This is a genomic window from Flavobacterium tibetense (genome assembly GCF_003293845.1).
Taxonomy (GTDB): Bacteria; Bacteroidota; Bacteroidia; order Flavobacteriales; family Flavobacteriaceae; genus Flavobacterium; species Flavobacterium tibetense.
This window is the reverse complement of the sequence record NZ_QLST01000006.1, coordinates 105,466-131,941: the sequence shown is the minus strand read 5'-3', so window position 1 is coordinate 131,941 and position 26,476 is coordinate 105,466. Positions and strand designations below refer to the sequence as shown.

Sequence of the window (26,476 nt, the reverse complement as noted above, 5' to 3'; positions counted from 1 at the left end):
ATTATTCTTTTTCGAAAGCTTCTAAGTTATCAAATTCTGGTCGGTGTTTGCGTTGTTTGGACCACATTAAATAGAAAGCAGGAATTACATATAGTGTTAATATCAATGAAAACAAAGTTCCGCCCACAATTACAACACCCATTCCCATTCTACTAGCTGATGCAGCTCCTAACGAAAGCGCAATAGGTAAAGCACCAAGTGCTACCGTCAAACTCGTCATTAAAATTGGTCGTAAACGGGATTCAGATGCTTCAACAATAGCGTCGTATTTTGATTTTCCTTGTTCTCGGAGTTGGTTCGCAAATTCTACTATCAAAATTCCATTTTTGGTTACTAAACCAATCAACATAATAGTTCCAATTTGACTAAAGATATTCCAAGTTTGCCCAAATAACCAAAGCGAAAATAACGCTCCAGCAACCGCCATTGGAACAGTTAAAATGATAATCAATGGGTCAACAAAACTTTCAAATTGAGCCGCTAATATCAAGAAAATAAGCAGTAAAGCCAACCCAAAAGCAAAAGCTGTATTGGAACTACTTTCTACGAAATCTCGCGATTCACCAGCTAAATCTACGGTAAAACTTTCGTCTAAAACTCTTTCTTTGATAGCGTTCATGGCGTTTATTCCGTCATTCATGCTTTTTCCAGGAGCTAAACCAGCAGAAACTGTTGCCGACATGTAACGGTTGTTGTGATACAACTGCGGCGGATTACTTTTTTCTTCAATGGAAACCACATTGTCCATTTGAATTAAATCGCCTTTATTGTTTCTTACAAACATGGATGTTAAATCTAGTGGAGCATCACGACCTTCTTTTTGGTATTGCCCAATGACTTGATATTGTTTACCATTCATCATGAAATAACCAAAACGTTGTCCGCTCAAAGACAATTGTAACGTTTGTGCCACATCTAAAACCGAAATTCCTAAACTTTCCGCTTTTTCACGGTCGATAGTTACATTGATTTCAGGTTTGTTGAATTTCAAGTTAACATCTGACATCGAAAAAGTTTCATCTTTACTTACTTCTTCCATGAAAACTGGAATTTTTTCTTCCAATTTTTCAAAGTTTTTGGCTTGAATTACATATTGAATAGGCAGGCCACCACGACGATTTACAGCAATTGTTGGTTGTTGAATAATCGAAGTTTTTGCATTGGGATATTGTTTTACCCAATTTGATAAATCGTCTGCTATTTCTTTTTGAGAACGTTCTCTGTCTTCTGCCTCTTTGAGTGAAATTCGAATAAATCCACTATTTACAGCAGCTGTTCCACCAAAACCAGGAGACGTAATAACTAAACTCACTTTTTTTTCTGGAATAGAATCGTCCACCAATTTTGAAATTTCTTGCATGAAACGATCGGTGTATTCGTAAGAAGAACCTTCTGGAGTATTCATTCGCATTATAAATCCGCTTCGGTCATCTAAAGGAGCCGTTTCTTTTGGTAAAATACTATAAAACAAAGCAATCATACCAAAACAAATTCCAATGATTGGAAAACTTAACCATTTTCTGCCTAAGAAACCAACCAAAGCTTCTTTATAAGACGTATTCATTTGTTTGAAATACGGTTCCGTTAATTGATAAAATTTAGATTCTTTTTGTTTACCTGGTTTCATCAAATACGCATTCAACATTGGCGTTAATGTTAAGGAAACAAAGGCAGATATCAATACGGCAGCACCGATAACCACACCAAACTCTCGAAAGAGTCGGCCTACGAATCCTTCTAAAAAGATTACAGGTAAGAATACCGCAGCTAGAGTTACAGATATAGAAATTACCGCAAAGAAAATTTCGTTGGAACCTTTAACTGCCGCTTCAATAGGCGACATGCCTTCTTCTACTTTTTTGAAGATGTTTTCAGTTACAACAATTCCGTCGTCAACTACTAAACCTGTTGCTAAAACAATAGCTAATAATGTTAATACGTTGATAGAAAAACCTAATAACCACATAATAAAGAATGTAGCAATCAAAGAAACCGGAATATCAATTAATGGTCGGAATGCAATAGCCCAATCACGGAAAAAGAAGTAAATAACTAAAACTACTAAAACAATTGCAATCAACAAAGTTTCTACAACTTCTACAACCGATTTTTTTACAAAAACAGTAGTGTCGATAGCGATATTCAATTCAATATCATCTGGTAATTCCTTTTTTAAGCGATCAAACTCTTTGTAAAACGCATCCGAAATATCCAAATAATTCGCGCCAGGAAGCGGTACAATTGCGACACCAACTAAAGGTTTTCCAGATTGTGTCATTTGTGTTTCGGTATTTTCTGGACCTAATTCTGCGAAACCAATATCACTAAAACGAATCGTTTTTTCTCCATCAGCATAAATGATAATATTATTGAATTCTTCAGCCGAACTCAAATTTCCCATCGTTTTAACGGTTAGTTCGGTATTGGCTCCTGTAATTTTTCCTGAAGGTAATTCTACATTTTGTTTGTTTAATGCATTTCGAACATCACCAACGGTAACTCCATAAGAAGCTAATCGTTCTGGATAAATCCACATTCGCATGGAATAGCGCTTTTGTCCCCAAATTTGAACACCACTTACACCTGGTATTGATTCCACTCTTGGACTAATTACATTTTCGGCGTAATCACTTAATTCCAATGAATTTCGAGTTTTACTTTGTACTGTCATCGAAATTATGGCATCACTATTGGCATCAGCTTTAGAGACAATAGGTTGAGAATCGATATCTTGAGGTAATAATCTAACAGCTTGAGAAACTTTATCTCTTACATCATTTGCCGCTTCTTCTAAGTCTTTGTCCAAATTAAACTCAATAGTTATAATACTACTTCCTTGATTACTAGAAGAAGTAATATTTCGAATACCATCAATTGAATTCAAAGATTTTTCTAATGGTTCGGTAATTTGAGATTCAATGATATCCGCATTAGCTCCAGTATAATTGGTACGAACAGAAATTTGTGCAGGATCAATGGAAGGAAATTCCCGAACACCCAAAAAATTATAACCAATAATTCCAAAAAGAACAATGGCTAAATTCATTACAATGGCTAATACGGGTCTTTTTATACTTAAGGTTGATAGATTCATAGGTGTTTTTCTTGTTAGTTATCTAGAACTAATCGAAATTTATTTCACTTTAACTTGAATTGGAGCATCTTTTTTTATACTCATAATACCACTAGTTACTAAGGTATCTCCAACTTGTAATCCTTGTATAACAAGAATATTTTCTTTAGTTCGTGTTCCTGTTTCTATTAAAACTTCAGTTGCTTTTCCATTTTTTGATAAAATCACTTTTTTTCCATTTTGGACAGGAATTATAGCTTCTGTAGGAATTAAAATAGCATCAGTAATAGCGGTTAGTGGTAAATTTACAGTAGCAAAAGTTCCAGGTAATATTTTTCCTGATGTATTGGCTATTTTGGCTCTTATTCTTAGTGTTCGCGTTGTGGTTTCAATTTCAGATTCAACTGCATAAATTGTTGCTTCAAAACTTTCTGTTTGATTGGGAACAGTAAAAGAAACTTTGGTATTCAGTTGCAAGTTGGAACTGTATTTTTCAGGAATCGAAAAGGTGATTTTTAAGATGTCCGTATTCACTAATTTAGAAATTAGGGTCGTAGGTGTAACATATGTTCCTGGAGAGATAGAACGCAATCCAATTTTCCCTGAAAACGGAGCTCTAACAGTAGTTTTTGCTAATTGCGCTTGAATTAATTGGGTTTGTGCTTTTAAACTTCTAAACTCCGAACTGGCAATATCGTATTCTTCTTGACTTATAGCTTCTTTTTCTAAAAGTAATTTGGCACGTCTTTCATTTTCACTCGCTAAATTTTGGCGTGTTATAGCTTGAGATACTTGTGCTCTAAGTTCTAAGTCGTTAATTTTTAAAAGTGCTTGACCTTTTGTAACAGTTGTTCCTTCTTGAAAATAAATAGCTTCCACTATACCAGAAACCTCACTACGAATTTCTACTTGCTCATTAGCTTCAATTGAGCCTGAAAGCGATAAAACATCTGAAAAGTTTTCTGCCTTAATCACGATTCCTTCTACTTTTTGTGCTGTTTTATTCCCAGCATTTTTTGGCCCGTTTGCGTTTTCATTTCCGCTTTTTGAAATGCGGTAACCTATTAGACCCAGAATCAAAAGAATCAGTAGCGTAATGCTTATAGTTTTTATTTTCATAATTTGAAGAAGAATTTGCTCTACAAAACTAAAATATCTTCAAGGAATAATCGTAATTGTTAGGTTTAATTTAACACTTGTAGCTACAAATGTTTTTTTAAAGGCTTTTATCAATTGTTATTTATACAATTTTATAGCTAATGAATTAACTAATATAATTCCAAATTGTTTTCTTTTTGCTCAATTCTATAAATGCTTCACGAAGTTTTGCATGTTCTGGTTTTTCGATCGGAGCATCCTCTTTTAATAGTTTTATAGCATGATGACGTGCTAATTGCAAAATGTCTTTGTCTTTAACTAAATCCGCAATTTGAAGGTTTAGCACACCACTTTGTTGTTTGCCCATAATATCGCCAGGACCACGAAGTTTTAAATCTACTTCCGAAATTTCGAAACCATCATTGGTACGAACCATTGTTTCCATTCGAATTTTGCTGTCGTTACTCAATTTATGACTCGTCATTAAAATACAATAACTTTGTTCAGCACCACGACCAACACGACCACGTAACTGATGCAATTGCGATAAACCAAAACGCTCCGCGCTTTCAATAACCATTACGGAAGCATTGGGTACATTTACACCAACTTCAATCACAGTAGTCGCAACCATAATATTTGTCTTTCCTTCAGAAAAGCGACGCATTTCCTCGTCTTTATCGGCGGGTTTCATTTTTCCGTGAACAATTGAAATGGAATAGTGTGGTAAAGGAAAATCTCTAGAAATACTTTCATAGCCGTCCATCAAATCCTTGTAATCCATTTTTTCCGATTCTTGAATCAAGGGATACACAATATATACTTGGCGATCTCTAGCAATTTCATCTTTTAGGAATTTCCAAACTTTCAGTCGGTTTGAATCATAGCGATGAACAGTTTGAATAGGTTTTCTTCCAGGCGGCAATTCATCAATCACCGAAATATCCAAATCTCCATACAAACTCATGGCTAATGTTCGAGGAATAGGAGTCGCGGTCATAACTAGAACGTGAGGTGGAATTGCATTTTTCTTCCAAAGTTTACTTCTTTGTTCCACACCAAAACGATGTTGCTCATCAATAATCGCTAATCCTAAATTATCAAATTGCACCTTATCTTCTAATAAAGCATGCGTTCCAATTAAAATATCTAAAGATCCGTTTTCTAAAGCTTCGTGAATGACTTTTCTTTCTGAAGTTTTAGTTGAACCCGTAAGTAATTTTATATTGAGATTCAACTCTTTTGCTAGTTCAGTAATTCCGTTGAAATGTTGGTTAGCAAGAATTTCTGTTGGTGCCATTAAGCAACTTTGAAAACCGTTGTCTTTGGCTAAAAGCATACACATTAAAGCTACAATGGTTTTTCCTGAACCCACATCACCTTGCAGTAAACGGTTCATTTGGGCGTTGCTTCCTAAGTCGTTTCGAATTTCTTTTAAAACACGTTTTTGAGCATTTGTTAAATCAAAAGGCAAATGATTTTTATAGAAATTATTGAAATTTTCGCCCACTTTTTCAAAAGGCATTCCTTTGATTTTGTGTTTGCGAATGAGGTTTTTCGTAATCAATTGCAATTGGATGAAAAACAATTCTTCAAACTTCAATCGAAATTGTGCTTTTGCCAATAAATCTTGACTTTTTGGAAAATGAATATTGAATAAAGCGGCATTTTTTGGAACCAACTTTAATTCTTCCAAAAGATAATTGGGTAAATTTTCAGAAAATAAAGCTTGGGTTTCCACAAACAATTGTTGCATCATTTTATTAATGACTTTGTTCGAAATTCCTTTGTTTGCCAATTTTTCCGTACTTGGATAAACCGGTTGCATCGCCGAACGCAGACTAGCTTTATGTTCTTCCAATAATTCCATTTCAGGATGTGCCATGTTGTAAGTAGCTCCAAATTGTGAAACTTTTCCAAAAATCACATAAGGAACATTGATTTTGATACTTTCTCGAATCCATTTTTGTCCCTGAAACCAAACTAATTCCATTTGACCTGTTTCGTCAATAAAAGTTGCTACTAATCTCGATTTTCCTTTTCCTTGTTCAACTGTTTTGATATTGATAATTTTCCCAACAATTTGAACTTCTGAATTGCTGTTTTGTAGTTCGTTTATTTTGTAATAACGAGTTCTGTCAATGTAACGATTAGGAAATAAATTCAGTAAATCTCCATATTTATGAATGCTCAATTCTTTACGCAATAAATCGCCACGCTGTGGACCAACGCCTTTGAGAAATTCTATTGGAGTTTCAAGGAGATTCATTTAAAGTATTCAGTGTTCAGTTTATAGTATTCAGTCTATTTTCTAACTTCTTAGTTCTATTTTCTCAATTAGCGAAGATAGTTCATAATTTGTTAATTTTGAAATGAGAGAAATTGAAAATGTTTATATTCGTGATTTATTACATCTTATGAAGTTATTTCGTTTTATTACCATATTGTTTTACATTAACTTATCTTTTGCCCAACAAATTGATAAGGTTGATTTTATTCAATGCGATGCTTTTGTAACTCCTAATTTTTCAGAGAAATCTATTTTTGGAAAGATTGTTTACGAATTCAAAGTACTAAAAGCAATCGATACCATTAAAATTGATGCAAAAAATATGGATTTTTCCAATGTTACTATCAATGGAAAAGCTGTGAATTTCAAAAATTCAGGAAAAACTTTGGATATATTCGAAGGATTTAAAAAAGGAAAGAACCAATTGATTTTCAACTACGAAGCCAAGCCAAAACAAACCTTATATTTTGTTGCTAATAATGAAGATTTTCAAATTTGGACACAAGGTCAAGGGAAATATACCAGTCATTGGTTACCTAGTTTTGACGATGTGAATGAGAAAGTGATTTTTAATTTGTTTGTTGAATTTAGAAATGATTTCTCTGTAATTTCAAATGGTACTTTCATTTCAAGTAAATACAATTCGAAAGTAAATTTGATTGCTTGGAATTACCAAATGCAAAAACCAATGTCGTCCTATTTAGTTATGTTAGCCATTGGAAATTTCGAAAAGAAAACTTCAAAGACTAAATCAGAAACTCCATTAGAATTTTATTTGGATAAAAATGATGTTGCAAAATTTGAGCCCACTTATCGTTATTCCAAAGAACTATTCGATTATTTGGAACAAGAAATAGGAGTGAAGTACCCTTGGAATATTTACCGACAAGTTCCCGTTCGAGATTTTTTATATGCGGGAATGGAAAATACAACTTCTACGATTTTTTCGCAAGATTTTGTAGTGGATGAAATTGGTTTCAATGATAGAAATTATGTAAATGTCAATGCACATGAGTTGGCACATCAATGGTTTGGTGATTTGGTTACTGCCAAAGAAAGCAAACATCATTGGTTACAAGAAGGTTTTGCTACATATTATGCTTTATTGGCTGAGCGACATTTATTCGGCGATGATTATTTTTACTACCAATTGTGGGATATGGCCGAACAACTAGCCGCTGCTGCCAAAGAACAAAAAACACCGATTTTAGATCCCAAAGCGAGTTCGTTGACATTTTATAAAAAAGGCGCTTGGGCTTTGCATGTGTTACGCTCTGAAATTGGCGCTAAAAAATTCAATAAAGCGGTTAAAAATTACCTTAAAAAATATGCTTATAAAAATGTGGACACCGATGATTTTTTAGCAGAAATTAAAAAAGTTAGCGGTTATGATGTACAAAAATTCAAACGCGATTGGTTAGAAAATCCTGATTTTCAAATGGCTTCGGTGCAATCGTATTTTCAAGATAACCGTTTTATTTCGGAATTAAAAGAAGTGAAAAGTAGGGCTGGATTTTCGTTTTTTCAAAACAAAGAATTTTTCAAGAAAATCATGCAATCGGATAGTTATTTCCCTGTAAAGCAAGAGATTTTATACCAATTAGAAACAGTTTCTTGGCTAGAAAAAAAAGAAATTATCAAATTAGCGATGCAAACTAACGATTTGAAAGTGCGTCAAACGATGGCAGAAACTATTGGTTTGGTTCCCAATGAATTTGAAACAGAATTCAGTTCGTTATTGGAAGATAAATCCTATGTTACAAGAGAAATTGCCTTGATAAAATTATGGCGAAGTTTTCCGGAGAAACAATTGGAATACGTCAAACTATCTGAAAATTGGGAAGGATTAAATAAGAATTTAAAATTGGCACATTTGACTTTGAAATTGGCAACTCCAGCAGTTTCTTCGGCTGAGAAAAAGCAAGCCATTGACCAATTAATTCAGTTTACAAAATCACCAAATGAAGCGCAATTGCGTCAAGAAGCTTTGGTGATTTTATTGAATTTTAAAATTTATACTGATGAAGTTTTGATTAGTTTATTAGAAGCTTCTTTGCATCACAAATGGCAATTGGTTTCGTTTGCCAAGACTCAAATTAGAACTTTAATGAAAGATAATTCTATGAAAGAAACCTTTTTATTGTTAAAGCCCGATTTATCTCCAAAACTTAATGAAAGATTAGAAGTTTTTTTAAAGGAAATTTACTAACATTGTAGTATGAGAGCACTAATCATTTCTGGTGGAGGAAGTAAAGGCGCATTTGCTGGTGGAGTTGCCCAATACTTAATTCAAGATTTACAGAAAGAATACGATTTGTATTTAGGAACATCAACTGGAAGTTTGATGGTTTCTCATTTGGCATTGGGAATGGTGGAAAAAATTAAAGAAGTGTATACTTCGGTAAATCAAAATAGCATTTTTAGTAATTGTCCGTTTACGGTTCGTAAGCGATTTGGAGAAGATACTATTGGAATTAATCATTTGAATGTTTTGAAGAATTTTTTGAGAGGTTCAAAAACTTTTGGTGAAAGTAAAAATTTGCTCAAGTTAATTGGTCAAGTTTTTACTATTGAAGAGTTTGAAACCTTAAAAGAAAGTGAAAAAGATATCATTATTACCGTTTCAAATTTGTCTTTAAACGCTGTGGAATATAAATCTATCAAAGAATTTAGTTATGAGGATTTCTGCGAATGGATTTGGATTTCTTGTAATTACATTCCGTTTATGTCATTGGTTAGAAAAAATGGTTGTGATTATGCAGATGGTGGATTTGCTGTTATGGTTCCTATTGAAGAAGCAATCAAAAGAGGCGCCACTCATGTAGATGCTATTGTTTTACATACAGAAACGCCCTTGTTTAATAGATTGCCAGCAAGAAGTCCGTTTAATGCTTTGACTAATTTGTTTTCTTACATGATGGATCGTATTGAATTCCAAAATATTAAAATAGGAAAATACGAAGCCAAAATCAAAGATGCTACTATTAATTTTTATTACACACCATCTTTATTGACTACCAATTCGTTAGTTTTTAATAAAGAAGAAATGAAGAAATGGTGGGAAGTTGGCTATGAATATGCTAAAACGAAAGAATTAGATCGTCAAGAAATTCTTGATGAAGAATAATTATCTTACAAATTTACGCAACCTTTTTTATTTTCTTTTATCTATTAAAAAAATACTCACATGAAAAAAGGAAATTTTTTATTTGTTCTTGCTTTATTTTTAATTATGATTAGTTGTGATAGTTCTGATGATAGTAAGGCTAATAATAACAATCCAAATTCGAATTTTATAGAAAATTTAGGAGTTGAAGTTCATAGGGATTTCATGGGTCAGATTGTAGATGTTAATAATAATCCCTTGCAGCATGTTACTATTCAAATCTATAATAAGTCAGTTCAAACAGATGAAAATGGATTTTTTATTATCAAAGATGCAAGAGTTTTTGAAAATTTAGCTTACGTAAAGGCAACAAAAATTGGATATATTGAAGGTTCACGGTCATTAGTACCAACAAATAAAATGAACCAGATAAGGATAATGATGATTCCCATAAACCCTATTGCTACTATTCAAGCAGGACAATTAAGTGAAGTCTCATTACCTAATCAAACAAAAGTAATTTTTGACGGTTATTTTGAAGATGAATTGGGTAATTCTTACACCGGATCAGTAAATGTAAGTTTGTTTCATTTAGAAGCTTCAAATGAGAATTTAATGGATATCATGCCAGGAATGTTATTTGCAGAAGCAACTGATGGAAGCGCAAAGATACTAGAGACTTTTGGAATGTTGTACGTTGAATTACGAGGTGAAAGCGGTCAGAAATTACAAATTGCATCAGGACATACTGCTCAAATTTCAATGAAAATTGATAATATGCATTTGGGAAATGCAGCAGCAAGCATTCCATTATGGCATTTTGATTCAGAACAAGGTTATTGGAAGCAAGAAGGAGAGGCAACACGCCAAGGCGATTTTTATGTAGCCAGTGTTTCTCATTTCTCCTGGTGGAATTGTGATCAATTTGGAGATGCAACTATTTTACATTTAACTATAAATGATAATATTGGAAATCCATTATCATATTCACAAGTTTCCATTTTGAGAGAAGATATTGGTGTTTTTTCAATGTCTCAGTTGTCAGATGTTAATGGGAAAGTATCAGGTTTTGTTCCAGCTAATGAAAATTTAAAAGCTGTAATTACTGACCAATGTGAAAATCAAGTTTTTTTATCTATAGGAAATTTACAAGCAAATTCTATAAATGCTATTGAATTAACTTATGTAGCGAATGGCAATGCAAATTCTGTTATGGTACAAGGAAATTTGAATAAATGTGATGGTTCAGTAGTGTCAAATGGATATGTGAAATTAAGTTATGGTAATAGCCACAAAAGATTTGTAGAAACAGATATAAATGGAAATTTTTCTATTAACTCAATGTATTGTTTTCCAGATTTGAGTTTCACTTTACAAGGTTATAATTATGATAATTTACAAACGACAGGACTAATCTCTTACATGTATTTACCAAGTAACACAATTGTTCAAGTAGGAAATTTACAGGCTTGTAATGCAATTAGCGAGTTTATTAGTTACCAAATTGATAATGAACCAACAGTGTATATTTTAAGTGATATAACGGCTGAAATTACTTCAAACGGACTAAGTATTTATAGTTTAAATACTACAATTCATAATGGAATTTTGTTATGGTGTGGTTCTAATACAACTGGAGTCCAATCAAGTTTCATGATTGAAGGAATTGATTTGGGCTTAATTGACCAGTCCGCTACAAACGTCGTTTTTACTATTAATTCTATAAGTAATATTGGAGAATTTATTGATGTTAGTTTTAGTGGAAATTACATAGATAACAATAACCAAAATAGAACTATTGTTGGAGTTGCGCATGTAGTTAGAGATAATTAAAAATTCCCAAATTTTTAAATTCGGGATTTCAATTAAAATATTTTTTTCAAATCTTCTTTCAGATAACTAATTGCAATAGCGCAAGCGGAATCGTTTTGCGTTAAATCTATTAAAATGGCTTCTCTCAATTTTTCTGCTGTAGGAACTTCTTCTTCAACAGATTTTTGACGAATCATTTGAATAGTAGTATTTTTTGCTTTACTAACGATTTCCCAAGTAGCAGCTGTAACGTAAACTTGTTGGGTTAAATTATGTTCAAATTCTGTTTGAATGTTGTGAATTAATAAAGTAGCATAATCGTGTTTGTTAGTTGAAATAGGAGCAACACGCATTAAAAGTTGCGGAGGATTAATTCGTTCTAAAAACAAAACCATTCGTTCATAAGCTTGTAAACGAATAGGCAAAGCTTGTTTTTGATTTTCTTTTAATAACTCAAAACGTCTGCGATTTTCTTCATTTTTAAAGAACGCTTGCAAAACAAAAAAAGCAATTCCTCCTGTAACGATTGCAGGAACGGTATAAGCTGCAATTTCTAATAATTTAGTTTCTAAATTCATTTTTAAGTCATTTTTAAATCAGTTGCAAATTAAGAGGAAAAAATACAATTTCCAAAACTATCTTTTTTAATTTTCCTTTTTGATATACTCTTAAAAAAAGTTGGAGAAACTCATTCCAAAGTGTACTTTTGTAGGGAAGAGAATAATTATGAATTCAGAAATACAAAAATATATTAGTCAATTAAATGAAGCGCAACAACTTCCTGTTTTACAGAAAGATGGACCGATGATTGTAATTGCCGGTGCTGGTTCTGGAAAAACCCGTGTGTTAACTGTTCGTATTGCCAATTTAATGAGTCAAGGAGTTGATGCATTTAATATTTTAGCTTTAACATTTACCAATAAAGCAGCACGTGAAATGAAAAAACGTATTGCTGATATTGTTGGGAGCAACGAAGCCAAAAATCTTTGGATGGGAACGTTTCACTCGGTTTTCGCTAAAATTTTACGAATTGAATCAGAAAAATTAGGTTATCCTTCTAATTTCACCATTTATGATACACAAGATTCGGTGCGACTAATTGGTGCGATTATCAAAGAAATGCAATTGGATAAAGACATTTACAAACCCAAACAAATTTTGGGGCGCATTTCTTCCTACAAAAATTCATTGATTACCGTAAAAGCATATTTCAACAATCCCGAATTGCAAGAAGCGGATGCCATGAGCAAAAAGCCGCGAATGGGCGAAATATACCAACAATACGTAGAGCGTTGCTTCAAATCGGGTGCGATGGATTTTGATGATTTGTTGTTGAAAACCAATGAATTACTAAATCGTTTTCCAGATGTGTTGGCGAAATATCAAGACCGTTTCCGTTATATTTTGGTAGATGAGTACCAAGATACCAATCATTCACAGTATTTGATTGTTCGTGCTTTGTCGGATAGATTTCAAAACATTTGTGTTGTAGGTGATGATGCCCAAAGTATTTATGCGTTCCGTGGAGCGAATATCAACAACATTCTAAACTTCCAAAAAGATTACGAAAGCGTGCAAATGTATCGTTTGGAACAAAATTATCGTTCGTCAAAAAATATAGTGGAAGCAGCAAATAATGTTATTGACAAGAATAAAACCAAATTAGATAAAATTGTTTGGACTTCCAATGCTGACGGACCAAAAATAAAAGTTCACCGCAGTTTAACCGATAGTGAAGAAGGTCGATTTGTTGCGGCAACCATTTTTGAAGAAAAAATGCGCAATCAAATGCATAATGGTGAATTTGCTATTTTATATCGTACCAATGCGCAATCGCGTGCTATGGAAGATGCGCTTCGAAAACGTGATATTCCGTACCGAATTTATGGTGGTTTATCGTTTTACCAAAGAAAAGAAATCAAGGATGTTTTGTCGTATTTGCGATTGGTAATTAATCCAAAAGACGAAGAAGCTTTGGTTCGTGTAATCAATTATCCAGCTAGAGGAATTGGTGGAACTACAATTGATAAGTTAACGATTGCGGCTAATCATTACAAACGTTCCATTTTTGAAGTAATGGAGCATATTGACAAGATTGACTTAAAGTTAAATTCGGGAACCAAAGCCAAATTGACGGATTTTGTGAACATGATTAAAAGTTTTCAAATCATCAATGAAAATCAAGATGCTTTTTATTTGACCGAACATATTACCAAAAAAACAGGTTTGGTTCAAGAATTGAAAAAAGACGGAACTCCAGAAGGCATCGCTAGAATTGAAAACATTGAAGAACTTTTGAATGGTATCAAAGATTTCACCGAAGGGCAAAAAGAAATTGATGGCGCTCGTGGTGCATTGGCAGAATTTTTGGAAGATGTAGCTCTAGCAACCGATTTAGATAAAGACACTGGCGATGATGATAGAGTAGCGCTAATGACGATTCACTTGGCAAAAGGATTAGAATTTCCGCATGTTTTTATTGTAGGTTTGGAAGAAGATTTGTTTCCAAGTGCGATGAGTTTGAACACCAGAAGCGAATTGGAAGAAGAACGCCGCTTGTTTTACGTAGCATTAACTCGTGCCGAACATCAAGCATATTTAACGTATGCACAATCGCGTTACCGTTGGGGAAAATTAGTCGATAGTGAACCTTCGCGTTTTATTGAAGAAATTGATTCTCAATATTTGGAATATTTGAATCCGCAAGATTCGGGTTATCGCTACAAACCCTTAATGGATGTAGATGTTTTTGGTGATATTGACAAATCAAAATTACGACTAGCGAAGCCAAAAACGGGAACACCGCCAGCTTATTTAACACAAGACCAACCCAATCCAACTGCCAATATCAGAAGATTAAAACCAATGACAAGCAACGCAGGAAGCTCAAATGTAGTGGATGCCAATTTAGCTGTTGGAAATATCGTAATGCATGAACGCTTCGGAAAAGGGCAAATCGTAAATATTGAAGGAATCGGCGCCGATAAAAAAGCCGAAATCAGATTTGATGTTGGTGGCTTGAAAAAGTTATTGTTGCGTTTTGCGAAATTAGAAGTGATTGGGTAGAACAACAAACAATTAACAACAAACTATAAACAGAAATCATGTCAGAAATCATAAAAATATACGAAGACAAACCAAGTGAAGCCGCTATTAAAAAAGTAGTAGATGTTTTGCGCAATGGTGGATTGGTAATTTATCCAACCGATACAGTTTATGGATTAGGATGTGATATTACGAATACAAAAGCATTGGAACGAATTGCTAAAATCAAAGGAGTAAAACTAGAAAAGGCAAATTTTTCTTTTGTTTGTTCCGATTTGAGTAATCTTTCCGATTATGTGAAGCAAATTGATACGTCAACATTTAAAATCTTGAAACGCGCTTTGCCTGGTCCGTATACGTTTATTTTACCAGGAAATAATGATTTACCAAAAGAATTCCGCAAGAAAAAAACCGTAGGAATTCGTGTTCCTGATAATAATATTGCGCGTGAAATCGTAAAATTATTAGGAAACCCAATAGTTTCCACTTCCATTCATGATGAAGATGATGTGATTGAATATTCTACAGATCCTGAGTTAATCTTCGAAAAATGGCAAAATAAAGTCGATTTGGTAATTGATGGTGGTTACGGAGATAATGTAGCATCAACGATAATTGATTTAACTGGACACGAACCAGAAGTCATTCGTGAAGGAAAAGGAAGCTTGGATGTGATATAAAAAAAAACGCTTTCGATTTGAAAGCGTTTTTTTGTAATATTCTTATTTCCCGTCGCTAAGATTCTTCATCTCTTTTTCTAACATGTCGTAAAATTGATCAATTTTAGGCATGATGATGATACGAGTTCTTCTGTTTTTAGCTCTATTTGCTGGAGTATCATTATCAACTAAAGGAATGTACGAACTTCTTCCCGCAGGAATTAATTGTTTTGGGCTAACTCCTAAGTCTTTATGTAAAACTCGAACAATTGATGTTGCTCTTTTAACTGATAAATCCCAGTTGTCTAATAAAACGGCATTTTTGATTGGCACATTATCTGTATGTCCTTCAACCATACATTCAAAATCAGGTTTGCTGTTGATTACTTTTGCCACTTTAGCCAAAACACCTTTAGCTTTGTCACTTACTTCATAGCTTCCAGATTTGAATAGTAAGTTATCTGCAATAGAAATCATTACTACTCCTTTTTCAACATTAATATTGATGTCTGGATCGTCAATTCCAACTTCACGTTTTAAACTAGTAACCAATGCTAATGTAACACTGTCTTTTTTAGTTAAAGCATCTTGTAAACGATTGATTTTTAAATCTTTTTCTTTTAAACTTTCTAACGATTTTTCTAAGTTTTCAGCACCTTTAGCTGTCAAAGTCGTTAAATTCCCCATGTTGTTGATTAAATCAGTATTGTTCTTTTTCAAGAAGTCAACCTGATTAGCCAAAGCATCTTTTTCAGTCAAACACGTGTTTAATTTAACCGTAGTTGTGTTTAATAAATCTTGAATTTCTTTGTTTTTTGCTTCTAAATCTGCAATTTTCTTTTTAGAACCACAAGACGTCAACGTCATTGCTGCTAAAGTCATAATCAACATTACTTTTTTCATACGAATAAAAATTTTTTACAAAATTAAGGTGAAATTGTTAAAATATAGTTTTTTTGAACTTAAACTATTGTTAAAAGATTGTCCCAAAAACCTTGCCATTCTTAATAAAATAACGGTAAACGATACTATTTATTTTATAGTAGTCGGAGCGTTGGTTGGGAGTTCTTTTTTTATAGAATTGATAGCCAATACGATAAAAAGAAAAATGTGCCTTTAAAATTGCGAAAAAATGCGAAATTCTCCCTTTGATAAGAAATTGAATTCCAGCTAAACCATCTAAACACAAACGCATGAAAAGAATAGGGAAAAGTTGGTTTTTAGGTAAGTTCTTCACCAACATTAATAGCGAATTTCTAAAATTTAAAAAGGTTTTCTTTGGATTAGATTGTTGTAAAGTAGCACCTCCAACATGATAAACCGTTGATTTATAAGTAAATTTTGTTTGGTAACCGAAATTAAAAGCGCGCCAACATAAATCAATTTCTTCTTGATGCGCGAAAAAATCAGGGTCAAAACCTTTTAATTTTCTAAAAACTTCTTTTCTAATAAAAAAACAAGCACCAGAAGCCCAAAAAATCGGAATTTCACTATCATATTGGTTTTTATCTTCTTCAATAGTTTCAAAAATTCTTCCACGGCAAAACGGATAACCCAATTTATCAATGAATCCACCAGCTGCACCAGCGTATTCAAAATGTGTTTTCTTTTTGAAATCTAAAATTTTGGGTTGAATAATAGCTGTTTCGGGTTCATTTTCAAACATTTTAATCATGGGAACCAACCAATTTTCAGTTACTTCAATATCCGAATTTACCAAAGCATAATAAGGTTCTTCCACCATTTGCAAAGCCTCATTATACCCTTTAGCAAACCCAAAGTTTCCCGAATTTTGAATAATTTTTACCGAAGGAAATTGCGTTTGAATCACATCAATTGAGTTATCCGAAGAAGCATTATCCGCAACATAAATTGTAGCTTCCTCAGAAAACGCAACAACAGAAGGTAAAAACTGTTCTAACAATTTCGCTCCATTCCAATTTAATATTACAACCGCTATTTTTTTCATTAGTATAAAAGTCTAAGAAATCTGAATAAACATTCAAAAAACAAAATTAGTAGGAAAGGATATGTTTTTACTAAATTGAATTTTGTTTTGAAGTTAGTAATTATAAAAATGATTATTGGAAAAGTCATTATTAGTTTAACTTCGTTAGAGCCTGGCCAATTCATTATTCCAAAAAGTAAAGCTGCAAAAGAAAATAGTCCTAAAGAACTATAGCTAATTTTTTCTAGAATATTTATTTTAGAAAAAACACCTTTAATTCCTATAATAAAAGCAGTTAAGATAAATATTATTAAACCAATTGTTATAAAATAGTTTCCCAAAAACGTTGATAAAACTCCAAGAAATAAAAGTGTTGAAAAAATTATACTAGTATTTTTTTTTGTTCTGATACTGTAGAGCAAAACTAGTAAGATAACTAATAAAAATATTTTTCTTTCAATCATGTTTACTCTTATTAAATGGACTTCAATTTTAAATATCTAATCTCTATTTTCTATATTCAGGAGCTTCTTTCAAAAACACATATTTCTCGTTCTCGAAATCCATTTGGCAAAAATAGTGGTTTAATCCATTGGTTACCATTAAATATTGGGCATTTAATTTTAAATTATAACGTGCAATTTGATCAAAAGTTTGTTGGGAAATAGCAACTTCTGGAGCTTTACATTCAATAAGCAAGAAAATTTCACCGTTAGGTCGAAAAACCACAATATCATAACGCTTGTTTAAACCGTTGACTTTAACCAGTTTCTCAACATTAATTAATGATTTTGGATATTTTTTTTCCAATAACAAATACTGAACTACATGTTGGCGCACCCATTCTTCTGGAGTGAGCACCACAAATTTTTTTCGTATTTCATCAAAAATAGCCACTTTATTTTCACTATTTTTGAACCGAAACGTGTAGCTTGAAAAATTCAAATTTTGCATAGTTCAAAATTAGTCAATTATTATAATCTGCCAACTATAAACTGAACACTGAATACTAAAAGTATGGACGAAGTAATCAAAATAACCAACGATATTAAATCAGGAAACATCAAACCAATTTATTTTTTAATGGGTGAAGAACCTTATTATATTGATAAATTGACTGATTTTATAGCGGATACGGTATTGACCGAAGATGAAAAAGGATTCAATCAAGTAGTTTTGTATGGAAAAGATACAAGTATTGAAGATATTTTATCCAATGCCAAACGCTATCCGATGATGGCTGATCGTCAAGTGGTGATTGTGAAAGAAGCACAAGAATTAGTTCGTACGATTGATAAAATTGAAGCTTACGTTAAAAATCCACAGCCTACAACGGTTTTGGTTTTTGCTTATAAATACAAGACTTTAGACAAACGTAAAGCATTACCAAAGGAAATCACTAAAGCTGGAGTGCTTTTCGAAAGTAAAAAGTTATACGACAACCAAGTTCCTGATTGGATTAAGCGTGTTTTATCAGGAAAAGGGTATAACATTGAACCCAAAGCTGCGATAATGTTGGTCGAGTTTTTAGGAACCGACTTGTCTAAAATCAACAACGAATTAGAAAAGCTAAAAATTATTCTTCCCAAAGGACATACGATTACGGCAAAAGACATCGAGGAAAACATTGGAATAAGTAAAGATTACAACATTTTTGAACTCCGAAATGCCATTGGAAAAGGCGAACAATTGAAAGCATATCAAATTATCGAATATTTTGCTCAAAACCCGAAAGACAATCCTTTTGTATTGGTTGTTGGACAAATCTTTTCCTATTTTACTCAACTCTTGCAATATCACGGTTTAAAAGATAAATCGAAAGCTAATGTGGCTAGTGTTTTACGAGTGAATCCGTATTTTGTTTCTGATTATGATGTAGCTGCAAAACGTTATCCAATGAAAAAAGTAAGTAGTATTATTTCAAAACTTAGAGAATTGGATGTAAAAGGAAAAGGAGTAGAAGCAAGTTCTATTTCAACACATGATTTGATGAAAGAAATGTTAGTTCACATTTTCAACTAATCTGTTGAATTATCTTTTTCTTCTGAATTTTCACTTTTAAGTTCGTGAGAACGTTTTTGGTATTTGCCTTCCAAATCATCTCTTACGGATTTATCCCACATTTTTACTCCAGTAAAATAGGAAGAACGTCCAATTAAATGCGCACCAACAGGCGCTGTCAGCAAGATGAAAAATATAATTGCAACTACTCTAGTACTGATGGAAACATCATTATAATAAATGGCCGCTCCAATTAAAAGCAAACCAATTCCTAAAGTTGCCGCTTTTGTAGTAACCGAAATTCGTAAATATAAATCAGGCATTCGTACCAAACCAACGGCAGCTAATAAGGCAAACAAAGCGCCTAAAGTGGCTAATATAGCAATAATTGTATCAGTCATTTTGTTCTCTTTTTTCTAAATAATACGAAAAGGCAACCGTTCCTAAAAAGGCAATTAATGCCAAAATCATAGCAATATCTAAAAACGTAGGTTGGTTAGAAATAATACTATAAACAGCAATAATTCCTATACCAATGGTAATTAGTAAATCCAATGCCACTACGCGGTCAGAAAGCGTTGGTCCTTTTAGAAAACGAACAAAAACCAGCACTACAGAAAGCGCCAGAATAGGTAAAATTATGTAATATAAATAATCGTGTAAATTCATTTTATAAATGGTTATCGCATGATTTCTAATAATCGTCGTTCAAATCCGTTTTTGATGTCTTTGATGAATTCTTCTTTGTCTTTAATATACATGGCATGAACGTACAACACTTTTTTGTCATTGGAAACATCTAAACTCAATGTTCCTGGCGTGAGCGAAATAATATTGGCCAATAAAGTAATTTCCAAATCCGTTTCCACATCTAATGGAACGCAAACAATTCCTGGTTTCATGTAAAATGTGGGTGTAATTACGTCATATGCTACATGAATGTTGGCTTTTATTAATTCGTATAAAAAGTAAAACACAAACGAAATAATATTGGGAATTACTCTAAAATATTTTCTATTGGTTTGCGAAGTACTAATAATCCACATGATTAAAAAACTCAATGCAAAACCAAATAAAAAGTTCACAACACTTAAGGCGCCAGTCAAGGCTACCCAAATGAGTGATAGCATGATGTTCATTAAAAATTGTTTTCTCATTTTATTTAGTTTTTAAAACCGCGTCTAAATACAGTTGAGGCGTTGTTAGTTCAGTAGCAATTCTACTGGATAAATTTTGAATATGTTCGGCACCAAAACCAATGTAAAGCGATACAAATGCCAATAAAGCAATAGCAAAGACCAATGAAAATTGTTCTTTTTTCTTCATGGAATGAAAGCTTTTAAAATTTGCTTTGAACGAAATCGGTTCACTTTCTTTCCAAAATACTTCCGACCATAGTTTGGCAATAACTAATAAAGTTACGAAACTTCCGAATATAATGAAAGCTATTAATAGGTAATTTTCAGTTGTTAAACCAGCGGTAATTAATGAAATTTTGGGCCAAAATCCAGATAAAGGCGGAATTCCAACTAAAGAAAATAACGGGATTAATAAAAGTAATGATAATTTAGGATGACTTTGGTATAAACCTCCTAATTGTCGCATACTGTACGAACCTTTTAAACGGTAAATGAAACCACCAACTAAAAACAAATTCGCCTTAACTACAATATCGTGAATCATATAAAATACAGTTCCAGTGAATGCAACCGTAGTATTCATAGCCAATCCCGCAATCATAAATCCGATGTGGCAAATGATTAAATAGGAAAATAACTTTTGAATATTGTTTTGTATTAAAGCTCCCAAAGCACCAGAAAGTATCGTTAATACCGCAACAAGAATTAATAAATTATCTAAAAACTCACTTCTTTCAAACAATAAAGTAAACACACGAATCATTGCATAAACACCCACTTTTGTCAATAAACCTCCAAAAATAGCCGAAACAGCCGCTGGTGGCGTATGATAAGAAGCTGGCAACCAAAAATACAAAGGAAAAACAGCCGATTTAATTCCAAAACCAATAAAAAATATCAAAGCGGCAATATCTACTAACGATTGATTTTCAACCAAAGCAATTTTCAATCGTAAATCGGCCATATTTAAAGTTCCTGTTAAACCATATAAAACCGCAATAGCAGTAAGAAAAATTACGGATGCTAAAATATTCAATGTAAAATACTTTACTGCGCCTTCAATTTGGGGTTTTTCACCACCAATGGTTAGCAATACAAACGAACTAATAATAATCACCTCAAACCAAACGTATAAATTGAAAATATCGCCAGTAATGAAAGCGCCTGTTAATCCCATCAACAATAAGTGAAAAATAGGGAAGTAGCCAAATTTTGCTCGCTCACTAATAATACTTGTTGAAGAATAAATAGCTATGGCAACACCAAGAATATTGGTCAATAAGACCAAAGTAGCCGAAAGTGTATCCGCAACCATAGTAATTCCAAAAGGAGCTTTCCAATTACCAGATTGCATCGTAATTATACCGTTGTACCAAACTTCTCTAAATAGCAAGATGGATAAAAACAAGGCAATGATACTTCCAGCAACACTAATTACGCGTTGAATTCGTGTATCGCGCCAAAAAAACAAAGCTACAATAGCCACAAAAAAGTGAAATAATAGCGGATATAATAATATTGAGTTTATCATGCGTATTCGTCGGTTGTGTTCATTTGATCTAAATCATCGGTTTTAGCCACTTTATAAGCTCTTTTTATCAAAATAATGGCAAATGCTTGTAAACCAAAACTAATAACAATAGCTGTTAATATCAAAGCTTGTGGCACGGGATCAGCAAAACCATCAAGGAAAACTTTACTGTGCTCGGGAATAATTGGTGGTTTGTCTTTGGTAATTCTTCCCAATAGAAAAATTAAAAGATTGGCACCATTTCCTAATAAAATAATACCAATGATTAATTTTACTAAACTTCGTCTAAGCATCATATAAATGCCAGAAGCATAAAGAATTCCAATTAAAAAGGCTAATAATATTTCCATAGTTAAGCTGATTCTGAAATAGTGAAAATAATGGTTAATGTAACTCCAATTACTACCAAAAAAACGCCGGTATCAAAAAACAATGCCGAACCCACCATTCCAATAACGGGTAATGGTTCATCAAACCAAATTCCTGTTAAAAAAGGTAAATCGTAAAGAAACATAGGTGCTAAACCACTTATAAAAGCAATAGCTAAACCAAAAGGCATTAAAAATCCGGGATGAATGCGAAGTAAATTTTTGGTATTTTCTAAACCATTAGCAAACGCATGCAATACAAAAGCAATTGAAGCTACCAATCCGCCCACAAATCCACCGCCAGGCAAATAATGACCGCGCAATAAAATAAATACTGAAAAAAGAAGCAAAACTGGTAATAAGTAACCCGATGCTGTTTTTAATATTAAAGTTTTCATGGTTAGTTGTTTCTAATTCTTAATTTTAATAAGCCAAATACGCCAATGGCAGCAATTGCTAACACGGTGATTTCTACTAAGGTATCAATTCCTCTAAAATCTACCAAAACAACATTAACTACATTTTTACCTTTGGCTAATAAATACGCATTTTCCGCATAAAATTTACCTGTTTCATTATTCATTGGTTCTTGAATTACTTCTAATGAAAGTATGGTGATTAATCCGCCAAAAACCAACGCAACAAAGCCATCGCGAATACGTTTTTTGTTTTCAGATAATTTCAGATATTTTGGTAAACGATACAATACTAAAACGAATAAAATTACTGTTAACGTATCGATTGTAAATTGGGTCATGGCCAAATCTGGTGCGCTGTAAAAAACAAACAGTAAACATATTGCATAGCCAACTACACCAAGAGAAGCAACTGCAGTTAGTCTCGAAGAGGTAAAGACAGTAAATAAAATAGCAACTAACATTACCGACAGAATGCCAATTTCATAATTAGTGACGCTTAGTATTGTTGAAAAATCCCAAAGGAATTTTGCGTTGAAAAATAAGTTGTAACCAATTAAAAATGAAATTACTAGAATAATGGTTAAAACATAATTTCTTAAAAAACCGTTTTGAAAAAAATTAGTCCATAACAAACTGACTTTGGTCATTAAAATACCTATTTTTTCAAAAATTCCAAGAGGAGAAATGGTTTGAAATTGTACAATAAATTTGGTTAAATCGTTATTTGGTTTCAAGAAATAAAACAATAGAAGACCACTAATAATAGTTACTAAACTCAACAATAAAACCAAGTTAAATCCATGCCAAAGTTTCAATTGCACCAAATTTGCACCAATAAACGTTTCTTGCAAAGCAGGATTTACCAATGAAACTAATAATTTTGGAACAATTCCAAAAAGTAATCCTAAAACAGCCAAAAGCAATGGCGGAAACCACAACAACGGACTTGGTAAATGTATTTTTTCAAATTTCTCGGGTAATTTCCCAATGAAAGGTTTAATTCCCACCAAATAGCCAGCGTAAGCCAATAAAACATTGGTAATAACAGCTACAACAATCAATAAAACAGGTTGAAAACTATGCAATCCCGCTTCATAAATCAAATCTTTTCCAATAAAACCCGAAAATGGCGGAATTCCTGCATTGGAAAAAGCAGCTAAAAATCCAGCTATGGCAACAGGTAAAAGCACTTTTCTTAATCCAGCTAATTGGGTTACATCTCTAGTTTTTGCTTCATGATCAATAGTTCCAGTTACTAGGAATAAAGTGGCTTTGTAAAGTGCATGAACTACTATAAATGTTAGTGCTGCGGTTAAGGCTAATTCGGTTCCAATTCCAATTAAAAAAACCATAATTCCCAATGCAGCAATGGTAGAATAGGCTAAAATTCCTTTTAAATCGGTTCTGAAAAGTGTATGAAATGCGGCATAAATCATAGTTATTCCACCAATAGTAATTAATGTAAGTTGCCAGTATTCATGCTGACCCAAAACAGGTGAAAATCTGAGCAATAAATAAATTCCTGCTTTTACCATTGTTGCTGAGTGCAAATACGTTGAAACTGGAGTAGGAGCTTCCATAGCACCAGGCAACCAAAAATGAAAAGGAAATTGCGCCGATTTAGTAAATGCTGCTCCAAAAATGAACAACAACAGCAAGGAATATAAAGGATGTTGAGTAAAATCTATCGAACCATTTAAAATTTCTTGAAAAGAATAGGTGTCAGCAATTGTACCAAAAGTCAAAGCTCCAGCCAATAAAAATAAACCGCCCAAACCAGTAACTGTCAACGCTCGTAAGGCTGATTTTCTTGATGTTGCACTACTATTCTTAAATCCAATTAAGAAAAACGAACTAATACTTGTTAATTCCCAAAAAACAAACAAACTAATTAAGTTATCAGAAAGTACTAATCCTAGCATGGCTGCCATGAAAACACTTAAATAACCATAAAATCGGTCTAAATGGTCGTTTTCTTTTAAATAATTGGAAGTATAAGCAAATACTAAAGTTCCTATTCCAGTAATTAACAAGGCAAACAATAAGGAAAGTCCGTCTAGTCTGAAAGTCAATTGAATACCTAAACTTGGCACCCAATTGTAGCTTTCTGTTACGATATTTCCATTGGTAATTTGGGGTAATTTACTTAAGAAATAGACAAAACCAGCTAAAGGCAAAAAAGTGAGTCCAAAAGCAGCATTTTTCTTAATATAATTCCCAAAAAAAAGTAAGGATATGGCGGTAATAAAACAAAGTACTACTATAGCAAGCATGAATTATTTAGTAAGATTAAACCTCAAATATACGAATTTTCAAGGGTTTTGAAGCTATTTATGGAAAATCATAGCATAAATTTAACAGTTCGTTTTTAAAGAAATTGTTTGGGAATTGTTGATTAGCATTTATCAAACTATATAATTTTACTATATTTGCTCTCCTCAAATTTTAAATGACTTCACTATGGGAATGAATAAGAATACAGTTTTGGCTTGGGCAACATTTATTATGATTTTGATGGGAATCTTAATTATTGGTTTGGGTATTTATCGTTATGATGATGTAGCAGGTTGGGGATTTGGAGCTGTTGGTGTTGGTTTTTTTGCCATCGCTTGGGTTTTTAACGCATTGAAAGGCAGAGTATAGTTTTTATACCAATAAAAATTCCCGAATTATTTAGTAATTCGGGAATTTTTGTTTTTAGTTTAAGTTGAATTTTTTAATGTTTTTTTCTTATTTTTGAAGAAATCAGAACTTGTAAATTTTTTAACAACTTTGCCAATAAGGTACGGGAGAGGTTAGTAAGTTTTGTTTATAAACGAGTTAACAGTAAGATTACCGCAGAACTGAGAATTCAAGAGCTTAATCCAATTTATTCATGCCAGGAACCCTATTATCTTATCAACATGCAATTAATACCATTAAACTTTTATACAATAAAAAGGGGTTTACTTTTGTCGAAAAAACATTTGGTGAAAATATTTATGATGAATTTAATATTGAAGTTAAAAATTCCAAAATATCATCATTGTTTGCATATCTAGATGAATATATTGTTTTATTAAGAATTCTTTCTGAATTTTATTTACTTAGTGCTTTAGAAAAAAATAAATTTTCTATTACATATTATAGATTAACAATTAGACAAATTAAACATCTAACATCAATAAGGTTATTATGTAGTTATGGTTTAGATACTGATGCAAGAACTATTTTGCGATTAGTATATGAAACCTCATTAATTTGGTCAAGGTGCAAGCTTGATTCATCTTTTTTAGAAGAATATAGAAACAATTTTGGCTTTAAAGAATCAAATGAGTTTTGGCATAAATATATAAAAAGCAGTAAAACTGAAAAATTTATAAAGGATCAAGTTTCTAATAAAAAGCTAACATGGTTTGGAAATTTAGACACTCAAATTTCTCATATGAAGGCTGTTTTAAGCACAACATCACATCCAAGTAATATGATTGATGGTTTTAGCTTTGAATCCGACTTAAAAAATGAGTTATTAGGCGTTGAAACAATATCAAATGACTCACATTTTACCTTAACTTATGCAATAATGTGTGCATCAATGCCTTTTAGTATGCTTCCTGACCCAGATGATAAAATTAAAATTAAAAAAAACTATGATATGAAATATCTTCCTTTAAATGATAAATTAAAATCTTCATTTGAATATTATAGTGAATTGAAAAATATGATACCAATTTTATTTCTAATGCTCGTTAAGTTTTCAAATGAATTAAATACAAAAGAATAAAACCCGACCGCTCGGATGTATCACCGCAACGATAGCGGAAATGCTTTCCGTGCCTATAAAGTAGATAAAAATTGACCGCTGGTGCACGAATTCTTTCGTGTAACAACTAAATAAAAAAAACGCATTGAAAGGTAGAGTATAGTTTTTTCACACCAAAAAAAATTCCCGAGTTATTGAGTAATTCGGGAATTTTTGTTTTTAGTTCAAGTTGATTTGTTAAATCT

The 26,476-nt window shown here is 32.6% G+C and carries 22 protein-coding genes; 8 read left to right on the top strand and 14 right to left on the bottom strand.

What is annotated here, in order from left to right; translation table 11 throughout:
- Position 1 precedes the first annotated feature (1 nt).
- From DPN68_RS06390 to recG, 3 genes are all read right to left on the bottom strand, one after another.
- Complete coding sequence (locus DPN68_RS06390) at positions 2 to 3,094, bottom strand: efflux RND transporter permease subunit (RefSeq protein ID WP_113988819.1); 3,093 nt, start codon at positions 3,092 to 3,094, stop codon at positions 2 to 4.
- A gap of 39 nt (positions 3,095 to 3,133) precedes the next feature.
- Positions 3,134 to 4,192 carry an efflux RND transporter periplasmic adaptor subunit gene (locus DPN68_RS06385; RefSeq protein WP_113988818.1) on the bottom strand — a complete coding sequence of 353 codons (1,059 nt, stop codon included), beginning with the start codon at positions 4,190 to 4,192 and terminating at the stop codon, positions 3,134 to 3,136.
- 145 nt (positions 4,193 to 4,337) lie between these two features.
- On the bottom strand, positions 4,338 to 6,440 hold the full coding sequence (gene recG, locus DPN68_RS06380) for an ATP-dependent DNA helicase RecG (RefSeq protein WP_113988817.1): 2,103 nt from the start codon (positions 6,438 to 6,440) through the stop codon (positions 4,338 to 4,340).
- Positions 6,441 to 6,543: 103 nt separating this feature from the next.
- Here recG and DPN68_RS06375 point away from each other — a divergent pair, with 103 nt between their 5' ends.
- Genes DPN68_RS06375 through DPN68_RS06365 form a run of 3 tightly spaced genes read left to right on the top strand, consistent with a single transcriptional unit; the run spans position 6,544 to position 11,400 of the window.
- Positions 6,544 to 8,670 (top strand): M1 family metallopeptidase, encoded by a 2,127-nt coding sequence (locus tag DPN68_RS06375; RefSeq protein ID WP_239987035.1) that lies wholly within the window; start codon positions 6,544 to 6,546, stop codon positions 8,668 to 8,670.
- A 9-nt stretch (positions 8,671 to 8,679) separates the two neighbouring features.
- Complete coding sequence (locus DPN68_RS06370) at positions 8,680 to 9,588, top strand: patatin-like phospholipase family protein (protein ID WP_113988816.1); 909 nt, start codon at positions 8,680 to 8,682, stop codon at positions 9,586 to 9,588.
- Between the two features lie 60 nt (positions 9,589 to 9,648).
- Entirely contained in the window at positions 9,649 to 11,400 is a 1,752-nt protein-coding gene (locus tag DPN68_RS06365) for a hypothetical protein (protein WP_113988815.1), read from the top strand.
- Positions 11,401 to 11,432: 32 nt separating this feature from the next.
- Here DPN68_RS06365 and DPN68_RS06360 read toward each other — a convergent pair whose 3' ends face one another.
- On the bottom strand, positions 11,433 to 11,957 hold the full coding sequence (locus DPN68_RS06360) for a DUF7935 family protein (protein WP_113988814.1): 525 nt from the start codon (positions 11,955 to 11,957) through the stop codon (positions 11,433 to 11,435).
- 160 nt (positions 11,958 to 12,117) lie between these two features.
- Between DPN68_RS06360 and DPN68_RS06355 the strand changes: the two genes are divergently transcribed.
- Both DPN68_RS06355 and DPN68_RS06350 read left to right on the top strand, forming a co-directional pair.
- The gene (locus DPN68_RS06355; protein ID WP_113988871.1) at positions 12,118 to 14,445 is read left to right on the top strand and encodes an ATP-dependent helicase; all 2,328 of its coding nucleotides are present in this window, start codon (positions 12,118 to 12,120) and stop codon (positions 14,443 to 14,445) included.
- Between the two features lie 38 nt (positions 14,446 to 14,483).
- A complete protein-coding gene (locus tag DPN68_RS06350; protein WP_113988813.1) occupies positions 14,484 to 15,104 on the top strand; it encodes an L-threonylcarbamoyladenylate synthase in 621 nt (206 codons plus the stop codon).
- Positions 15,105 to 15,146: 42 nt separating this feature from the next.
- On the opposite strand, the gene DPN68_RS06345 is transcribed toward DPN68_RS06350, so the two are convergent.
- The 3 genes from DPN68_RS06345 to DPN68_RS06330 form a co-directional block, all read right to left on the bottom strand.
- Positions 15,147 to 15,986 carry an OmpA/MotB family protein gene (locus DPN68_RS06345; protein WP_113988812.1) on the bottom strand — a complete coding sequence of 280 codons (840 nt, stop codon included), beginning with the start codon at positions 15,984 to 15,986 and terminating at the stop codon, positions 15,147 to 15,149.
- Positions 15,987 to 16,056: 70 nt separating this feature from the next.
- A complete protein-coding gene (locus DPN68_RS06340) occupies positions 16,057 to 17,052 on the bottom strand; it encodes a glycosyltransferase family 2 protein (protein ID WP_113988811.1) in 996 nt (331 codons plus the stop codon).
- A gap of 486 nt (positions 17,053 to 17,538) precedes the next feature.
- On the bottom strand, positions 17,539 to 17,985 hold the full coding sequence (locus tag DPN68_RS06330) for a type I restriction enzyme HsdR N-terminal domain-containing protein (protein WP_113988809.1): 447 nt from the start codon (positions 17,983 to 17,985) through the stop codon (positions 17,539 to 17,541).
- Positions 17,986 to 18,048: 63 nt separating this feature from the next.
- Here DPN68_RS06330 and holA point away from each other — a divergent pair, with 63 nt between their 5' ends.
- Positions 18,049 to 19,053, top strand: coding sequence for a DNA polymerase III subunit delta (holA, locus tag DPN68_RS06325; protein WP_113988808.1), 1,005 nt, complete (start codon positions 18,049 to 18,051; stop codon positions 19,051 to 19,053).
- Here the strand turns inward: holA and mnhG are convergent.
- Genes mnhG through DPN68_RS06290 form a run of 7 tightly spaced genes read right to left on the bottom strand, consistent with a single transcriptional unit; the run spans position 19,050 to position 24,762 of the window.
- Entirely contained in the window at positions 19,050 to 19,433 is a 384-nt protein-coding gene (gene mnhG, locus DPN68_RS06320) for a monovalent cation/H(+) antiporter subunit G (protein ID WP_113988807.1), read from the bottom strand. The two genes, holA and mnhG, sit on opposite strands and share 4 nt — an antisense overlap.
- Positions 19,426 to 19,701 carry a cation:proton antiporter gene (locus tag DPN68_RS06315; RefSeq protein ID WP_113988806.1) on the bottom strand — a complete coding sequence of 92 codons (276 nt, stop codon included), beginning with the start codon at positions 19,699 to 19,701 and terminating at the stop codon, positions 19,426 to 19,428. Before DPN68_RS06315 ends, mnhG begins: the two co-directional genes overlap by 8 nt.
- Before the next feature lie 11 nt (positions 19,702 to 19,712).
- Positions 19,713 to 20,189 (bottom strand): Na+/H+ antiporter subunit E, encoded by a 477-nt coding sequence (locus tag DPN68_RS06310; RefSeq protein WP_113988805.1) that lies wholly within the window; start codon positions 20,187 to 20,189, stop codon positions 19,713 to 19,715.
- Position 20,190: 1 nt separating this feature from the next.
- A complete protein-coding gene (locus DPN68_RS06305) occupies positions 20,191 to 21,702 on the bottom strand; it encodes a proton-conducting transporter transmembrane domain-containing protein (protein ID WP_113988804.1) in 1,512 nt (503 codons plus the stop codon).
- Positions 21,699 to 22,052, bottom strand: coding sequence for a Na+/H+ antiporter subunit C (locus tag DPN68_RS06300; protein WP_113988803.1), 354 nt, complete (start codon positions 22,050 to 22,052; stop codon positions 21,699 to 21,701). The genes DPN68_RS06305 and DPN68_RS06300 overlap by 4 nt, the downstream gene beginning before the upstream one ends.
- A 2-nt stretch (positions 22,053 to 22,054) precedes the next feature.
- Positions 22,055 to 22,468, bottom strand: coding sequence for a Na+/H+ antiporter subunit B (locus DPN68_RS06295; protein WP_113988802.1), 414 nt, complete (start codon positions 22,466 to 22,468; stop codon positions 22,055 to 22,057).
- Between the two features lie 2 nt (positions 22,469 to 22,470).
- Entirely contained in the window at positions 22,471 to 24,762 is a 2,292-nt protein-coding gene (locus tag DPN68_RS06290) for a putative monovalent cation/H+ antiporter subunit A (RefSeq protein WP_113988801.1), read from the bottom strand.
- 187 nt (positions 24,763 to 24,949) lie between these two features.
- Here DPN68_RS06290 and DPN68_RS06285 point away from each other — a divergent pair, with 187 nt between their 5' ends.
- Together DPN68_RS06285 and DPN68_RS06280 are read left to right on the top strand one after the other, a co-directional pair.
- Entirely contained in the window at positions 24,950 to 25,132 is a 183-nt protein-coding gene (locus DPN68_RS06285; protein ID WP_113988800.1) for a CAL67264 family membrane protein, read from the top strand.
- Positions 25,133 to 25,364: 232 nt separating this feature from the next.
- Positions 25,365 to 26,252 carry a hypothetical protein gene (locus DPN68_RS06280; protein ID WP_113988799.1) on the top strand — a complete coding sequence of 296 codons (888 nt, stop codon included), beginning with the start codon at positions 25,365 to 25,367 and terminating at the stop codon, positions 26,250 to 26,252.
- The last annotated feature ends 224 nt before the right edge of the window (positions 26,253 to 26,476 follow it).

What these genes read in the sequence shown, in the direction of transcription:
- DPN68_RS06390 (WP_113988819.1), bottom strand. Translation starts at nt 3,094, where the DNA reads ATGAATCTATCAACCTTAAGTATAAAAAGACCCGTATTAGCCATTGTA.
- DPN68_RS06385 (WP_113988818.1), bottom strand. Translation starts at nt 4,192, where the DNA reads ATGAAAATAAAAACTATAAGCATTACGCTACTGATTCTTTTGATTCTG.
- recG (WP_113988817.1), bottom strand. Translation starts at nt 6,440, where the DNA reads ATGAATCTCCTTGAAACTCCAATAGAATTTCTCAAAGGCGTTGGTCCA.
- DPN68_RS06375 (WP_239987035.1), top strand. Translation starts at nt 6,544, where the DNA reads ATGAGAGAAATTGAAAATGTTTATATTCGTGATTTATTACATCTTATG.
- DPN68_RS06370 (WP_113988816.1), top strand. Translation starts at nt 8,680, where the DNA reads ATGAGAGCACTAATCATTTCTGGTGGAGGAAGTAAAGGCGCATTTGCT.
- DPN68_RS06365 (WP_113988815.1), top strand. Translation starts at nt 9,649, where the DNA reads ATGAAAAAAGGAAATTTTTTATTTGTTCTTGCTTTATTTTTAATTATG.
- DPN68_RS06360 (WP_113988814.1), bottom strand. Translation starts at nt 11,957, where the DNA reads ATGAATTTAGAAACTAAATTATTAGAAATTGCAGCTTATACCGTTCCT.
- DPN68_RS06350 (WP_113988813.1), top strand. Translation starts at nt 14,484, where the DNA reads ATGTCAGAAATCATAAAAATATACGAAGACAAACCAAGTGAAGCCGCT.
- DPN68_RS06345 (WP_113988812.1), bottom strand. Translation starts at nt 15,986, where the DNA reads ATGAAAAAAGTAATGTTGATTATGACTTTAGCAGCAATGACGTTGACG.
- DPN68_RS06340 (WP_113988811.1), bottom strand. Translation starts at nt 17,052, where the DNA reads ATGAAAAAAATAGCGGTTGTAATATTAAATTGGAATGGAGCGAAATTG.
- DPN68_RS06330 (WP_113988809.1), bottom strand. Translation starts at nt 17,985, where the DNA reads ATGCAAAATTTGAATTTTTCAAGCTACACGTTTCGGTTCAAAAATAGT.
- holA (WP_113988808.1), top strand. Translation starts at nt 18,049, where the DNA reads ATGGACGAAGTAATCAAAATAACCAACGATATTAAATCAGGAAACATC.
- mnhG (WP_113988807.1), bottom strand. Translation starts at nt 19,433, where the DNA reads ATGACTGATACAATTATTGCTATATTAGCCACTTTAGGCGCTTTGTTT.
- DPN68_RS06315 (WP_113988806.1), bottom strand. Translation starts at nt 19,701, where the DNA reads ATGAATTTACACGATTATTTATATTACATAATTTTACCTATTCTGGCG.
- DPN68_RS06310 (WP_113988805.1), bottom strand. Translation starts at nt 20,189, where the DNA reads ATGAGAAAACAATTTTTAATGAACATCATGCTATCACTCATTTGGGTA.
- DPN68_RS06305 (WP_113988804.1), bottom strand. Translation starts at nt 21,702, where the DNA reads ATGATAAACTCAATATTATTATATCCGCTATTATTTCACTTTTTTGTG.
- DPN68_RS06300 (WP_113988803.1), bottom strand. Translation starts at nt 22,052, where the DNA reads ATGGAAATATTATTAGCCTTTTTAATTGGAATTCTTTATGCTTCTGGC.
- DPN68_RS06295 (WP_113988802.1), bottom strand. Translation starts at nt 22,468, where the DNA reads ATGAAAACTTTAATATTAAAAACAGCATCGGGTTACTTATTACCAGTT.
- DPN68_RS06290 (WP_113988801.1), bottom strand. Translation starts at nt 24,762, where the DNA reads ATGCTTGCTATAGTAGTACTTTGTTTTATTACCGCCATATCCTTACTT.
- DPN68_RS06285 (WP_113988800.1), top strand. Translation starts at nt 24,950, where the DNA reads ATGGGAATGAATAAGAATACAGTTTTGGCTTGGGCAACATTTATTATG.
- DPN68_RS06280 (WP_113988799.1), top strand. Translation starts at nt 25,365, where the DNA reads ATGCCAGGAACCCTATTATCTTATCAACATGCAATTAATACCATTAAA.